Raw genomic sequence first — 14215 nt, forward strand, 5'->3', positions numbered from 1 at the left:
AGCAGCCCCCTACTCCGATTGCTCCGGCACCAGGACTTCGCGCCCCCCGGCGCCATTCATGGGCGATACCAGACCGGCATGTTCCATGGCTTCGATCAGGCGTGCAGCCCGGTTGTAGCCGATGCGCAGATGACGCTGGACCAGGGAGATGGATGGCCGCCGGGTCTTCAGCACCACTTCCACGGCCTGGTCGTACATGGGATCAGCCTCGGCATCGCCGGAGGAGTCGCCTCCCAGTCCGTCAGCCTCGGCCGCTGGCGCGGTAAGAATGTCATCGATATATTCAGGCACGCCCACCTTGCGCAGATGCTCCACCACCCGGTGCACTTCGTCGTCGGCAACGAAGGCGCCATGCACCCGGGCCGGGAGGCCGGTGCCAGGAGCGAGGAAAAGCATGTCCCCCTGTCCCAGCAAAGCCTCGGCACCCATCTGGTCGAGAATGGTGCGGGAGTCGATCTTGCTGCTGACCTGAAAAGCAATGCGAGTGGGAATGTTGGCCTTGATCAGGCCAGTAATAACGTCCACGCTGGGGCGCTGAGTAGCCAGAATCAGGTGGACGCCGGCAGCCCGGGCCTTCTGGGCCAGACGGGCGATCAGCTCCTCCACCTTCTTTCCCACCACCATCATCAGATCGGCCAACTCGTCGATCACCACCACGATATAGGGCATGGTTTTCAGGGGTTCGGGGGATTCCGGCACCAGAGGGAAGGGGTTGGGAATGTGCTGCCCGGCCTTCTCCGCCTCCCGAATCTTGGTGTTGAAGCCGGCCAGATTGCGCACTCCCATGGCCGACATCAGCTTGTAGCGCTTTTCCATCTCGCCCACGCACCAATGGAGCGCATTGGCGGCCTTGTTCATATCCGTGACCACCGGCGCCAGCAGGTGGGGGATGCCCTCGTAGATGGACAATTCCAGCATCTTGGGGTCCACCATGATCATCCGCACGTCCTTGGGCTCGGACTTGTAGAGCAGGGACAGGATCATGGCGTTGATGCCCACGGACTTGCCGGAACCGGTAGTACCCGCCACCAGCAGATGGGGCATCTTGGCCAGGTCCACCACCACGGGCAAACCGCCGATGTCCTTGCCCAGGGCCATGGCCAGAGGCGAATGCAGGTTATGGTAGGCCTTGGAGCCAATGATCTCGGACAGGCGCACCGTCTGCCGCTTGGGATTGGGCAGTTCCAGGGCCATGCAGGACTTGCCCGGCACGGTCTCCACCACCCGCACACTGACCAGAGACAGGGAACGGGCCAGATCCTTGGCCAAACCGACGATCTGACTGCCCTTGATGCCGGTGGCGGGCTCGATCTCGTAACGGGTCACCACGGGACCCGGCAGGGCGGAGAGCACCTTCACCTCGACGCCGAAGTCGGCCAGCTTGCGCTCGATCAGGCGGGACGTGAATTCCAGGGTATCGGTGGCGGGCAGGTCATCTGGATTGTGGGAGGGCTCGTCCAGCAGATGCAGGGGAGGCAGCGCCTCGCCGGGGGCATCGAAGAACATCGGGGCCTGGCGCTCCTTCTCGGCCCGGGCCACGGCCTTGGGGGCCACCGGTACCTCCAGTTCCACGGTTTCGATCTTGATCGGCGGCGGCGGATTTTCTTCCACCCTCTTGCGCTGCACTTCCACCACAGCCTCCCGCTTCTCCGCCACCACCCGACCATAGCGACGGTCCTGCCAGGTCCGAGCCAGGCCCAGGGCACCCAGGCAGGCCTGTTCCAGCAGGGTGCCGACAACTTCCGCAAGGCGCAACCAGGACATGCCGGTAAATACGCTGAAGCCGACGCCACCGAGGGCAAGGAGAATCAGGGTACCGCCATTAAACCCCAGGAATCGAGCGGCATAGCGGGCCACTTCATGCCCCAGCAAGCCGCCGGGACTGAAAGGCAGGGGCGTGGACAGGCTCCAGTAACGTATCGCCTCGACCCCACAACTGGCGGCCATCAGTACGCCAAAGCCGGCGGCGGCGATCAACAGGGGGCGACGGTCTCCCACCGCCAGCCCCTCCAGGCGACGATAGCCCCAGGCCACGATGAGCAACAGGAAAAGTACCCACCACCAGGCCGAAAGCCCGAACAGATAGAACAGCAGGTCGGCCAGCCAGGCTCCCAGACGCCCTCCCGGATTGACTACCCCTCCCCCTGCTGCGGCATGGGACCATCCCGGATCGGCCCGATCGAAGCCCCACAGCACCAGACCGAGGTAAAAGCCCACCGCAGCCAGCAGCAACCAGCGGGCCTCATTGACGAGGGCAACAATCTTTTCGGGCAGGGGCCGAGCCTCGGCCGGGCGCAGGGTATCGAGAACAGCCATGGGGGGGATCCACCTAGAAGACGGTGTCGATTATTGCGAGGGAACAGCGTAAAAAAGCCGGGAATATGGGCGGGAAGGGGGGTCTATCCCGGCATTCGTTCGGCAACGGCTACAGGGCTACTGCGTATTCGGACTACCCAGTTGTTCCCGCAGCAGAATCTGACCACCCTCCGCCTCCTCGATCAGGCCCCGCTGCTGCAGATCCTTCATGACCCGGCTCACCATTTCCCGGGAGGCGCCGATCATCTTGGCGATGTCCTGCTTGGTAATACGCCGGGTAACACGCAGAACCCCATCCTTTTCCTCAGCCATGTCCAGCAGCAAGCGCGCCACCCGACCATAGACATCCATCAGAGCCAGACTTTCGATCTTGCGGTCGGCCTGACGCAACCGGTGGGCCAGACCGCGCATGATGAAGAGGGAAATATCGAAATTGCTGGCCAGACATTGCTGGAATTCCGTCTTGGAGATGACCACCAGATCACTGGGCTGGGTCGTCACCACGCTGGCGGAACGAGGATGATCGTCCAGCACTCCCATTTCGCCGAACATTTCGCCCTGCCCCAGCATGGACAGGATGACTTCCCGCCCCTCTTCGTCGGTCACCAGAACCTTGAGATTGCCATTGATGACGAAATATATGTTGTCGGTATGATCTCCCTCCTGCACCACCCGGATGCCACGGGGAGCATGACGCAAGGAAGCAACCCGGGCGATGGGCATCAGCCTATCGTCGTCGAGGTGCTCGAAGATGGGCAGGGAACGCATGACAGTATGGGATACGCCGGACATGGCTCGATAGGCTCCGTCAATGGGGCCGCGCAAATTCCGCGGCAACGGTGGCAAGTATAATTCCGTTCAAGTTCCATCCCCCAGGAAAGGTTTTCCCCATGAGCACCACTGTTCGTCATTCCCCCTTGCTGATTCTCGGCTCCGGCCCCGCTGGCTATACTGCCGCAGTTTATGCAGCCCGGGCCAACCTGAACCCGGTGCTGATCACCGGTCTGGCCCAGGGCGGCCAGTTGATGACCACCACCGATGTGGACAACTGGCCCGCCGACGTGGACGGAGTACAGGGACCGGAACTGATGGCCCGCTTCGAAAAGCACGCGGCCCGCTTCAACACCGAGATGATCTTCGATCATATCCACACCGCGAGGCTAACCGAGAAACCCATGCGTCTGATCGGCGATGCCGGCGAATACACCTGCGATGCCCTGATCATCGCCACCGGCGCCTCGGCCCAGTACCTGGGCCTGCCATCGGAAGAGACCTTCGCCGGCAAGGGGGTTTCCGCCTGCGCCACCTGTGACGGATTCTTTTACAAGAACCAGCCGGTTGCCGTGATCGGCGGCGGCGACACGGCAGTGGAGGAGGCCCTCTATCTGGCCAATATCACTAGCCATGTGACGGTGGTCCACCGCCGCGACAGGTTCCGCGCCGAAAAGATCATGCAGGACAAACTGTTCGAGAAGGAAAAGGCCGGCAAGGTCACCATCCGCTGGAACGCCGTGCTGGACGAGGTGCTGGGCGACAAGAGCGGAGTCACCGGCATGCGCATCAAGGACGTGCAATCCGGCGCCACCGAAGATATCCCGGTGCAAGGCGTGTTCATCGCCATCGGCCACAAACCCAACACCGACATCTTTGCCGGCCAATTGGAGATGGAGAACGGCTACATCGTCACCAAGGGTGGCCGCCACGGCAATGCCACGGCCACCAGCCTGCCCGGCGTATTCGCCGCCGGTGACGTACAGGACACGGTTTACCGCCAGGCCATCACCTCCGCCGGCACCGGCTGCCAGGCCGCTCTGGACGCCGAGCGCTATCTGGACAGCCTGGGCTGATCAGTATCCGGGGGCGGGAATGAAGCGTCGTTCTCGCCCCTCCCGGGCAAAGACGAGGGAAGCTTCCCTTCCCGAGGAAGAGGCCACCCTGTTCCGCGAGGCCGTGGCCGACGCCATTCCCCTGGTACATGATCGGATCCACCACGAACCGCCGCCGCCCCCCGCCATTCCCCGCCAACGGCAACAGGACGAAGCGGCTGCTCTGTGGGAAACCCTTCATGGCCCTCCCCTGCTGGACCTTTATCTGGAAGGCGGCGACGAGGCTGCCTGGATCAGGTCCGGCCTGGCCCCCAGTGTGTTGCGGGACCTGCGACGGGGACGCTGGGTAGTCCAGGATCATCTGGACCTCCATGGCTGCAACCGGCACGAGGCTCGGCAACTATTTTCCGAATTCCTCATGGCATGCATGAAACGGGGGCTACGCTGCGTGCGCATCGTGCATGGCAAGGGACTGGGTTCACCGGGGCGAGAACCTGTACTGAAAAACCTGACCCTGGGATGGCTGGCTCAGCGCAGGGAAGTGCTGGCCTTTTGCCAGGCCCGGGCTGCGGAAGGCGGTGCCGGCGCGGTAGTCGTACTACTGGCGGCGACCTGAACAAGGCCTCCGCCGAACAGACTGCGATCAGACCGCGGATTCGTCGGTTTCCCCAGTACGAATCCGCACCACCTGTTCCACTGGAAAGACAAAAATCTTGCCGTCGCCGATCTTGCCGGTGCGGGCCGCCTTGATGATGGCATCGATGGCCTGCTCCACGTCCTGGTCGGCAACGACGATCTCCAGCTTGATCTTGGGCAGGAAATCCACCACATACTCGGCCCCCCGATAGAGCTCGGTATGGCCTTTCTGGCGACCGAAGCCCTTGACCTCGGAGACGGTCAGGCCGGTAACGCCCACGTCCGAGAGGGCTTCGCGGACTTCGTCCAGCTTGAAGGGCTTGATGACTGCTTCGATTTTCTTCATGGTGGATGCCTATTCAGTATTCGTCCTGGTAACGGGATGTTATCGGATAACGCCAGTCCTTGCCGAAGCCGCGCCGGGTGATGCGGATGCCTACCGGGGACTGGCGGCGCTTGTATTCATTGCGTTTCAGCAGCCCCACGACACGGCGAACATCGTCGGCGCCGTATCCCTGGGCAATGATCTCCCGGGGAGGAATATCCTGCTCCATGTAGGCCCGGATGACGGCATCCAGTACCTCGTAGGGCGGCAATGAATCCTGATCGGTCTGGTCGGGACGCAGTTCCGCAGAAGGCGGCCGGGTAATGATGTTCTCGGGAATCACCGGCGTAAGGCTGTTGCGATAGTGGCAGAGACGATAGACGAAGGTCTTGAACACATCCTTGATCACCGCGAAGCCGCCGGCCATATCGCCGTAGAGGGTGGCATAGCCCACCGCCATTTCGCTTTTGTTGCCGGTGGTGAGCACGATGGAGCCCGTCCGGTTGGACAGGGCCATCAGCACCATGCCGCGAATCCGGGCCTGGATGTTCTCCGGCGTGGTGTCGGCCCAGGCCGTGGGCGACAGGTCCGCAAACAGCGGGGCCAACATGCTGGCATAGGTATCCATGGCACCTTCGATCGACACCTCGTCGTAGCGCACCCCCAGGGCCTGCACCAGGGCGCGGGAATCGTCCAGGCTCATCTGGGCCGTGTAGGGGGAAGGCATCATCACCGCTCGCACCCGATCGGCACCCAGAGCATCCACCGCGATGCACAGGGTTAAAGCCGAATCGACACCGCCGGAGAGACCCAGAATGGCGCCGGGAAAGCCGTTCTTGCCCAGATAATCCCGAACTCCCAGCACCAGAGCCTGATAGACCTCGGCTTCTGGGACCAGTGCCTGAACCACCGGACCCGGCTGAATACAGCCATCCTGGTATTCGACGATTTCCAGGGCCTCGGCAAAGGCCGGTAATTGATGGGTTAGATGTCCATCGGCATCCAAAACAAAGGAAGCGCCATCGAATACCAGTTCGTCCTGACCGCCCACCAGATTGGCGTAAATGGCCGGAATGCCGGTGGCGACGACGCGGTTGCGCAGCACCTGATAGCGCTCGGCCTGCTTGCCCATGTGAAAGGGCGAGGCATTCAAGGCCAGCAGCAGACGAGCGCCGGCAGCTCGGGCGCTCTCGGCTGCACCAGGCTCCCAGATGTCGGCGCAGATGTTTATGCCACAAGGCACGCCGCCGATTTCCACCACACAGGGAGTATCGCCAGCATCGAAGTAGCGTTCCTCGTCGAAGACCTCGTAATTGGGCAGGCGGCCCTTGCGGTAGGTAACATCCACGCGTCCCAAGCGCAGCAGGGAAGCACAGTTGTAACGACGCCCACCCACCTCCGCCGGGTGCCCCACCAGTAGTGGCAGCGGCGCAGCGGCGGCCAGCTCGGCCAAGTGTGTTTCGCAGGCCCGGTAGAAATCAGGCCGCAGTAGCAGATCCTCCGGTGGATAACCACAGAGGGCCAGCTCAGGAGTCAAAAGCAAATCGGCGCCCAGGGATCGAGCCCGCTCGGCGCTAGCCAGAATGCGACCAACATTACCGGCAAGGTCCCCCACAACGCAGTTGATCTGTGCAATGGCGATTTTCAGCTTGGGCATAGAATGGGTTGTTAAAAGTGTGAGAATCGGCTTCCCGGACTGGCTGAGGCAGTAACACGTGGCATCTGGATCAAGCTTCCGTTAGCATTGTGTCCACTCCCCCGCGCTTCCATTCATATCCATGGCATTTAAAGATCCCGCCGAACGGGCATTGCTGCGTTTTGAAGCCCGCCGATATGCCAACCGCTGTGGCAATCAGGAAGGCATGATCGAGCGGGCCGATACCTTGCGCGAGGTCTGTAGACTGACCAACATGCCAATTCCGGCCACCCTGATGGAAGTCAGCGAAGCCCTGGATGCTCGGCGACGCCTGATATTGATCGCCGAACAGCGCGCCAAGACCCTGATCACCGACCAAATTGCTGCTTGGAGCAAAGCCGATGAACAGAGGCGGGGCAAGCTCCAGGTAACAATGATCGATGACTGGACCAACCTGACCGGACATATGGGTCATCTACGCACCTGGGCGCAAAGACAGTTCATGCTTGCCCAGCAACTGGAACAATGACAAGACCAGATTCAGCTCAGAAAGCCGGCTTTTCCCCAGCGGCCTCGTAACAGGCGACTCCCGCCAGGATTTCCTTCTTGGCATCCTCGGCACCAACCCAGCCACTCACCTTGACGAACTTACCGGGTTCCAAGTCCTTATAGTGGGCGAAGAAATGGGAAATCTGGTCCAACACTATCTGGGGTAGATCCCGAGGATCTGTGACGTCCCGATACATGGTGGTCAGTTTATCCACCGGCACCGCCAGCAGCTTCGCGTCGTCACCGGCCTCATCAACCATTTTCAGCATACCCACTGGACGGCAGCGCACCACCACACCGGGAGGCAAAGCAAACTGGGACAGCACCAGCACATCCACCGGGTCGCCGTCACCGGCGATGGTGTGGGGAATGTAACCGTAGTTGCAGGGATAGTGCATGGCCGTGGACATGAAGCGATCGACGAAAATCGCCCCAGACTCCTTATCCACTTCGTATTTGATGGGATCAGCGTGCATCGAAATTTCGATGACGACGTTGAAATCGTTCGGCAAGTCCTTGCCAGGGGACACACGGTCAAGACCCACTTGGCCTTCTCCTGAAGAAAAGGGCGGAATTATAGGTCAGCCACATTTCCATCTGCTTACAAAGAGTGGCCGATCACAGGAGACAGAACACCCTCAGGCAAATGTATTGACAACTCGCCCGGTGACCTGCCCCTGGGTATTCACCACCGGCTGGGCTTGCTGGACCTGCTGTTCCTGTTGAGCCCGCTGCTCCTGGTGGCGCTGTGCCTTGCTAGCCTTGTCGGCCTCGTTCGAACCTTCCGCAGCATCCGACTGCGAGCGCTGCGGGCGAGTCAGTTGCACTGCCTGCGCATTATCGGCACCACCGACCGAATTAACGGAACCGATCTCCATGATATCCTCCTGACCGAAAACCTCCCTCTGATCATACGCTTGCAAGAGATTACCTTTCAAGCGAAAACGGATTTCCGTAGAGCGATGCCAAGGGATTGAGGCTTCGAGAAGTCCGACTTGCTCAACTGCCAACCGACACTGGGCACCCTACAGAAAATTCCCAACCTGTACTTCTGATTTGTGTCTATAATGCGCAGCTTCAGACGCGGGGTGGAGCAGTCTGGCAGCTCGTCGGGCTCATAACCCGAAGGTCGTAGGTTCAAATCCTACCCCCGCAACCAAATAATTTGTTTAAAGCCAGTCACTTAGCGGTGATTGGCTTTTTTCATTTCTGTCGCCAAAAATAATGTGACACCTCTGTGACAGGTTCTGTGACAGTTCTGTGCCACTTTGCGGACAGTGGCTATGAAAATTTGACCTTCGGTCAAATTTATAATGTCACACTTTGACAAAAAAGACAGGTTACGGACTACAGTTGACGCTCCTAACGACTGGCCACCGACAAGTTGTCGGCCAATGCTGTCAATGGAGTTGATTCGTGAGAATGGCCGGTTCGTCACGGATTTCTGACATTCTCTCAGCGGCACATATCAGGGCTGTTGCCCGACGAACTCTGTGCCTGTATGTCGCCTCAAGCTCAAGCATTATCGTAGCTCTGGGTATCTGACTTGACCCGGCCAAACAATTCTTGCCAAGTCTCGTCGCTCCGTCTGGGATCAATCCACCACTCCATCTCTTCCCACTGACGATGAACGCGAACACGCGAGGCGTTCCTGCCGCGAACCTTCGCCAGCGCGAGCTTCTCAACGGTATCGTAGCCCTCGCGGACGCAGCTTCCAAGCTTCTCAAGTTCGACCGAGGCAAGCTCATCCATGGCCAACGTGAGGTCTTCCGCCGCAAGGTGTCGGCGTACAAGATCGGGGAGGGAGAAGACATAAGCAATCTCCGGGAGAACCCGCAGGACGAAGCGGCGAGCTTGCTCGAAGTGCTTCGCCTTTCGGACCGTGGGCTTTAGTTTCTGAATCTCCGCCAGCGGTTGACCGCTGACCCAAGCCTTCAGCGCTGCAAGCACGAAATTGACGGCGAACTTGCCTCTTTCCTTGTCGCTCTCAAGCAACTTGAAGGACTCACCCATAAAACCATCCAAGCTCTCGCGCCTGATCATCTGCGAGATAAGGACGGGCCGCTCGGTCAGCCACGTCGCAGTCCACGTGAACCAGTCCAGCGTTGTTCGCCCGGAAGGAGGCAATGTCTGGAGGCGAGTCTTCAGTTCGCGCAGTACGTCCGACGGCGCCCCGTAATTGGCAGCCATCTTGTCGGCCCAATCGGGTTCCTCTTCCAGCTCTTGAAGCTTCCCACGCGCTTGCAGTGCATGGTTGATACGGTCGTTCAATTGCTCTTCCTGCGCTTGCCTCCTTAGCTTGAAGGCCGCGAATGACTTCTTCAGTAGCATCTTGGCCGGCCCATCGACGTCCGTGGCCTGTGTCGATATGGGAAGCCGGCGCAGGAGGTAAGCTGCATCGCCTCCAGCATGCTCGCCAAGCTCTTGGATGCGGTCCAAGATGGCCTCAAGTGGGTCTTCTATAGCCAAGCACTGGTCGCTCTGCGAGAAGATGCCTTGAAGGTCCTTCCAGTGACTGGCAATCCGATTTTTGGAGTCGTTGAAGTCCACGACCTTACTGGGAATGACCAGCACCAGACCGTACGAACTCTGCCCAGCCCGTCCAGCGCGGCCGGCGGCGTTAAGTAGGTCGTGCGCCTTCAACTGCGCGAGCTGCTTGTTTTCCTCATCGAACTTGCTGTCGCCCGCGATGATGACCACATGGCTTGGCAGGTTCATTCCCTGTGCCAGCGTCGAAGTGGCAACCAGTACGGACACCCCATCTGGACGCTTGAAGAGCGACTCGTGCAGTTGCCTCTCGGTCGGCAGGAGCAGTCCGTGATGGCAAAGGCTCGGCCACCGCGCCGACTTTCCATCCGCAGCGTCAATGTATAGCGCAGACTCGTCACCTAGTTCATCGAGCGTCAGGTCGTACAGATGCTGCTCCTCTTCCGTGAAGGCGATATTTGCTTCCCCAAGATGCTTACCCGCACTCTCTTGAGCGCTGATAGCGTTCGGGCGGGTCTGAGCAAAGATGAGCGTCTTGATTCCCTCATTGCGGGACGCGAGGGATGCAAGCTCAGCGGCTACGCTGTTCGCATTCGGAGTGAGATTCCACGTTGTTGGATTCACTGAGAGAAGCATCTCGTTGTCGGAGAGCGGGAGCAGCGCGTAGTCATCTCGGTGCATCGAGTCCCAGCGGAACTTCAGCCCCAGAAACCCCATCGGGCGCGCCTTGAGTTCACGCTTCAGTGCCGTCGGCGGCCCGGGATTCCGCTTGCCCGAAGCTAACAACTCTTGGCGCTTCGCCACCAGCTTGTTGCGTAGATCGGCGATTTGGTCGCTCGGAAAGACCACGGAACCACGCACCTGCCGCGTCGGCTTCCACGCCATGTTTAGTGGTAAGCACTTGCGACCAGTAAGCTCAGCCAACCAAGCCGCGACTTCCTCGGTGTTGCTCATCATCGCCGAGAGCAACAAGTAGTCTGCATCAGGCACATGCATGGAGAGGTTCAGAATGCAGAGCATCGCATCAACTGCGCGCTGGCTGCGATCGTTCACGCCCGCGTGCAGAAGATGGCACTCGTCGAACACGAGCAGACCCACGTCCTTGAATATCTCTGGCTGAAAACCCATCAACGCCAAGCATCGCTCTGGCGTCATTACTGACATTGGCGGCAGTCGAGTATCCAAGTTAAAGTCGAATGGGTTGTCGTTTGCCCGTTCACGGCTCAGATGAGCTTCAGGGAAGGTCTTCTGAAGCGCGCGCGCAGTTTGGTCGACTAGAGCCAGCGTAGGTGCCAGAAAGATGGTGTCCTTCCCTTGGCACAGGTTCGAAAGAATCTTGAGCTCGGACAATGTTGACTTCCCCGCACCGGTGGGGAAACTGATGGCAGCCGAAACCCCAGGGGGCAGGTAGCCCTGAGCCACGGCATCCCGGTGATTTTCCCAAAGATACGGTCGAGTCTTTGCAATATGCGCAAGGCCCGAATTCCAAAGCAATGCGTCGGCACCAGGCGGTGCCTTTAGGCGGGCGAGACTGTCGGCCGGCAGTTCGCGGCCCACTGCCTTTAACAGAGACGCCAAGTGGCGAGGCCCAGGGAAGGCGCTGTTGCCAAGTCGATCCAGAAATTGCACGACCGGCTGCGTACACATGGCTTCGACTCGTTCCAATTCGGGTAGTGATGGCTCATAGCCCGGACGTCCGAGCACCTCAGTAGCGATACTACGAATGCAACGCTGCACCATCAGATACAGCGCGCTCGCTCCGACTTCAGCCATCGTTAAGTCGCCTTCCAGCGACGGTACTTCCGGCACAGTCGAGTCAACGAGCAGCGCGTCCAGGTCACCGGTCGCCAGCCGCTTGATGTCCTGCAAGAGCCTGCGCTCCACCATTTGCAATCCATCAGGAACCTGAATCTGGCGCGACATCTCAGCAGCGTCGGGGCTAGCTCCTGCGGCAAGAAATAGGAGCGTCGCAGAGACCTCCGGCGCAATCCCTCCGACCGTGAGCGGGCCAGCGTTATCCTGATCAGGCAAACTCACAAGCCGTTGCGCTTGCAAGGTCACATAGTGCACTGTTGCCGCAAGGAAGGCCGCGCCGCGACGCTGAGGGCCTTCAGGGTTTACTGAAGCGATGGCCTCCTGGGTGAACGCAATCTTCCTGAGTCGGTCCAGTTCAGGCCGTAGAGTCTTCAACAAATCAGCGGCGTTGGATGTTCCGTCCGCCATTTTCCGGAGACGCAGCCGCACGGAAACAATTTCGACGTAGGCTTTAGTCAGGGCCTTGGGCAGTGAGTCGGGGTCAAGGCCAGACAGTTCTGGAGCAGAGCGTATGAGCTCCGAGGTGGGATCATCAAACACTCGTCGTCCTCAGTCGGTAGTTGCCATTTCCTCGGCCTTCTTGATGGCCACTTTCGCTAAGTCGTCCATCCACTTGCGAAGGTCTATCACTTCAAAGACTTCGGCGCGTCGGCGCTCCACCCCGCCAGGCACACTCTTCTCGTACCCCTTGAACAGCTTGGCCTGAGACTGATCAGTACTCTGCTCGTCCGTAATACTCAAACGGTAGCGACGGACCTGCTTCCACATGATGTCTGCAACCGCCTGCTGCGGGTCAGAATGGCCGGCACCCTTTATGAGCAGAGTTACCTCGGCCGTGACAAGGTGTTCGTTCTCTCCCATCTCGAATTCCCTGAACTCCGGCCACACCTTGTCGCGCACCATTGACCGAGGGTTCTCCGTCGCTTTGTCCTCGAAAAGCACGACGGCAGTGACCTTCTCGGTTCCGTCGATGGACACCTGTAGCCCATCCAAACCCTTGTGGGCGTGAATCATGTGAGGCATGTTCATTAGCGCACCTGGGGTACGCAACTGGGCAGCAAGCCAAGACATGACCTGGAACATCCAGCCATCACGGTGCGCAATATTTCCGGATGAGGAGAGGAGCTTGATGGCACCCTTGACCGCGCCCTTGGTGGTGGGCTTCGGTGCTAAGCCAGCGACGTGCAAGATTTTGGCGACGTGCAGAGCTTGGCCCACCGCGATGATTGCGATGGCGTTTGCAAGCTCATCAACTGAGGGCACGCACCACGTGCAACCCTTCCATTCCTTCTGAACGTTAAACGCCGTAAGATTTATCGGCATACTCGGCTCCGCGAAACCTGACACCCGCATATTTAAGGATGCCAGTGTAATCCTGTTACTGCATTAGGCCCATAATTGGACGCGAGGTAGCTGTTCTTAACTAGTTTCCTGACTGATTGTTACTAATCTCCGTATGGCCGTTCTGGCCGACGACGGGACATTGGCCGAAGCGGCCTGAAATATCAAAACGACACAAGGCAACAATGACGCGGAAGGCAGGCGACAACTATCAATAATCTGATTACCGATGAGTCTCAGCCAACCTAATCGCGCTTTCATTGTGCGGCAGCATCCTGGCGCAATCACTGATGAGGCTCACGACGATGGTTCGGAGATCGAATCGGCGGTTGAAGCGGTAGGCGTATTCGGCGAAATAGCGCTTGGCGTATTTGGCGAAGCGGAAGGCATGATAGGTTCCCGACAGAGCGGTCTTGAAATTCGAGATCAAGGTATTCACCCAGCGGAACTTTGGATGCTGGGCCGCCTGCTTGCCGGAGCCGACCACGATGGCCTCGTGTGTCTCGACCGAATTCGCCAGTACCGAGAAACTCGGCAAGCCATCCGACAACGCGTGGGTGGTCGGCGCCAGCGTCTTGCTGGCCCAGGCGTCGATCCGCTCGTGAGTGAAAGGCATGGGGTCGAAACGGACGAAAAGAGGCCGACCATCGGCGGTCGTTTCCACCGCCGCCACGAACGGTACCTTATTCTCGGAACCCCGGCCCACCTTGCCGGCACGGGCACCGCCAAGATAAGCGTCGTCGATCTCGACACGAACATCCAGCGCCCGACCGGCCTCGGCATCGCCCATCACCGCCATCAGCTTGTGCTTGAGCAGCCAAGCAGTGTCGTAGCTGACGCCGAGGTGGCGCTTCAACGACAGCGCCGAGATGTTGTTCTTGGACTGGGTCATGAAGAACATGGCCAGGAACCATTTGGTCAAGGGCAGCTTGGTGTTCTCGAAGATCGTTCCGGCGGTGACGCTCACTTGGTGGCGGCAGCGATGGCATTGCCACAGCCTTTTTCCACCTCTCTCAAAACGGGAGTGCCGGGTGTCCCGGCAGCACGGACAGACGAATCCCGAGGGCCAACGCTGTTCGACCAGCGCCGTCTCGCATTTCGCCTCCGTTCCGTACAGTTCCATAAACTCGGCCATCGACAGCCCTTGTTGAAATTGCACCCGATTTTTCATGGCAGACCTCCGTCTCAATGTCTGCCCCATTTTCAAACCCTTACTAGCTCACTGCGTGAGCCGGCTGAGACTTGTCGGTAATCAGAATCAATAATCTCTTCTTGTGCCCCGCC

12 protein-coding genes and 1 tRNA gene are annotated in these 14215 nt (G+C 59.4%); 4 read left to right on the top strand and 9 right to left on the bottom strand.

Translation table 11 applies throughout. The features are described 5' to 3' along the window. Positions 1–9: 9 nt before the first annotated feature. Both DENOEST_RS12600 and DENOEST_RS12605 read right to left on the bottom strand, forming a co-directional pair. Positions 10–2316, bottom strand: a complete 2307-nt coding sequence (locus DENOEST_RS12600) for a DNA translocase FtsK (RefSeq protein ID WP_145771190.1) — start codon at positions 2314–2316, stop codon at positions 10–12. A gap of 117 nt (positions 2317–2433) precedes the next feature. Continuing rightward, entirely contained in the window at positions 2434–3108 is a 675-nt protein-coding gene (locus tag DENOEST_RS12605; protein WP_183148250.1) for a Crp/Fnr family transcriptional regulator, read from the bottom strand. Between the two features lie 98 nt (positions 3109–3206). Here DENOEST_RS12605 and trxB point away from each other — a divergent pair, with 98 nt between their 5' ends. Next, the gene (gene trxB, locus DENOEST_RS12610) at positions 3207–4163 is read left to right on the top strand and encodes a thioredoxin-disulfide reductase (protein WP_145771191.1); all 957 of its coding nucleotides are present in this window, start codon (positions 3207–3209) and stop codon (positions 4161–4163) included. A 19-nt stretch (positions 4164–4182) separates the two neighbouring features. Further along, positions 4183–4758 (top strand): Smr/MutS family protein, encoded by a 576-nt coding sequence (locus DENOEST_RS12615; protein WP_145771192.1) that lies wholly within the window; start codon positions 4183–4185, stop codon positions 4756–4758. A 27-nt stretch (positions 4759–4785) separates the two neighbouring features. Here DENOEST_RS12615 and DENOEST_RS12620 read toward each other — a convergent pair whose 3' ends face one another. Further along, positions 4786–5124 (bottom strand): P-II family nitrogen regulator, encoded by a 339-nt coding sequence (locus tag DENOEST_RS12620; protein ID WP_145771193.1) that lies wholly within the window; start codon positions 5122–5124, stop codon positions 4786–4788. A gap of 13 nt (positions 5125–5137) precedes the next feature. Then, positions 5138–6760, bottom strand: coding sequence for an NAD+ synthase (locus tag DENOEST_RS12625; RefSeq protein ID WP_145771194.1), 1623 nt, complete (start codon positions 6758–6760; stop codon positions 5138–5140). 121 nt (positions 6761–6881) lie between these two features. Here DENOEST_RS12625 and DENOEST_RS12630 point away from each other — a divergent pair, with 121 nt between their 5' ends. Further along, positions 6882–7268, top strand: a complete 387-nt coding sequence (locus DENOEST_RS12630; RefSeq protein ID WP_145771195.1) for a hypothetical protein — start codon at positions 6882–6884, stop codon at positions 7266–7268. A gap of 16 nt (positions 7269–7284) precedes the next feature. On the opposite strand, the gene ppa is transcribed toward DENOEST_RS12630, so the two are convergent. Together ppa and DENOEST_RS12640 are read right to left on the bottom strand one after the other, a co-directional pair. After that, the gene (gene ppa / locus DENOEST_RS12635; protein ID WP_145771196.1) at positions 7285–7833 is read right to left on the bottom strand and encodes an inorganic diphosphatase; all 549 of its coding nucleotides are present in this window, start codon (positions 7831–7833) and stop codon (positions 7285–7287) included. 93 nt (positions 7834–7926) lie between these two features. Beyond that, entirely contained in the window at positions 7927–8166 is a 240-nt protein-coding gene (locus tag DENOEST_RS12640; RefSeq protein ID WP_145771197.1) for a hypothetical protein, read from the bottom strand. 204 nt (positions 8167–8370) lie between these two features. Between DENOEST_RS12640 and DENOEST_RS12645 the strand changes: the two genes are divergently transcribed. Continuing rightward, positions 8371–8447 (top strand) — tRNA-Met (locus tag DENOEST_RS12645). Between the two features lie 356 nt (positions 8448–8803). Here the strand turns inward: DENOEST_RS12645 and DENOEST_RS12650 are convergent. The 3 genes from DENOEST_RS12650 to DENOEST_RS12660 form a co-directional block, all read right to left on the bottom strand. Then, positions 8804–12130: a DEAD/DEAH box helicase gene (locus DENOEST_RS12650; protein WP_145771198.1), complete on the bottom strand. Its 3327-nt coding sequence runs from the start codon at positions 12128–12130 to the stop codon at positions 8804–8806. A 9-nt stretch (positions 12131–12139) separates the two neighbouring features. Next, a complete protein-coding gene (locus tag DENOEST_RS12655) occupies positions 12140–12913 on the bottom strand; it encodes a hypothetical protein (RefSeq protein WP_145771199.1) in 774 nt (257 codons plus the stop codon). Positions 12914–13154: 241 nt separating this feature from the next. Further along, a complete protein-coding gene (locus DENOEST_RS12660) occupies positions 13155–14102 on the bottom strand; it encodes an IS1595 family transposase (RefSeq protein ID WP_183148251.1) in 948 nt (315 codons plus the stop codon). Between the last annotated feature and the right edge of the window lie 113 nt (positions 14103–14215).

This window comes from Denitratisoma oestradiolicum (assembly GCF_902813185.1).
GTDB lineage: Bacteria > Pseudomonadota > Gammaproteobacteria > Burkholderiales > Rhodocyclaceae > Denitratisoma > Denitratisoma oestradiolicum.

What these genes read in the sequence shown, in the direction of transcription:
- DENOEST_RS12600 (WP_145771190.1), bottom strand. Translation starts at nt 2,316, where the DNA reads ATGGCTGTTCTCGATACCCTGCGCCCGGCCGAGGCTCGGCCCCTGCCC.
- DENOEST_RS12605 (WP_183148250.1), bottom strand. Translation starts at nt 3,108, where the DNA reads ATGTCCGGCGTATCCCATACTGTCATGCGTTCCCTGCCCATCTTCGAG.
- trxB (WP_145771191.1), top strand. Translation starts at nt 3,207, where the DNA reads ATGAGCACCACTGTTCGTCATTCCCCCTTGCTGATTCTCGGCTCCGGC.
- DENOEST_RS12615 (WP_145771192.1), top strand. Translation starts at nt 4,183, where the DNA reads ATGAAGCGTCGTTCTCGCCCCTCCCGGGCAAAGACGAGGGAAGCTTCC.
- DENOEST_RS12620 (WP_145771193.1), bottom strand. Translation starts at nt 5,124, where the DNA reads ATGAAGAAAATCGAAGCAGTCATCAAGCCCTTCAAGCTGGACGAAGTC.
- DENOEST_RS12625 (WP_145771194.1), bottom strand. Translation starts at nt 6,760, where the DNA reads ATGCCCAAGCTGAAAATCGCCATTGCACAGATCAACTGCGTTGTGGGG.
- DENOEST_RS12630 (WP_145771195.1), top strand. Translation starts at nt 6,882, where the DNA reads ATGGCATTTAAAGATCCCGCCGAACGGGCATTGCTGCGTTTTGAAGCC.
- DENOEST_RS12640 (WP_145771197.1), bottom strand. Translation starts at nt 8,166, where the DNA reads ATGGAGATCGGTTCCGTTAATTCGGTCGGTGGTGCCGATAATGCGCAG.
- DENOEST_RS12655 (WP_145771199.1), bottom strand. Translation starts at nt 12,913, where the DNA reads ATGCCGATAAATCTTACGGCGTTTAACGTTCAGAAGGAATGGAAGGGT.
- DENOEST_RS12660 (WP_183148251.1), bottom strand. Translation starts at nt 14,102, where the DNA reads ATGAAAAATCGGGTGCAATTTCAACAAGGGCTGTCGATGGCCGAGTTT.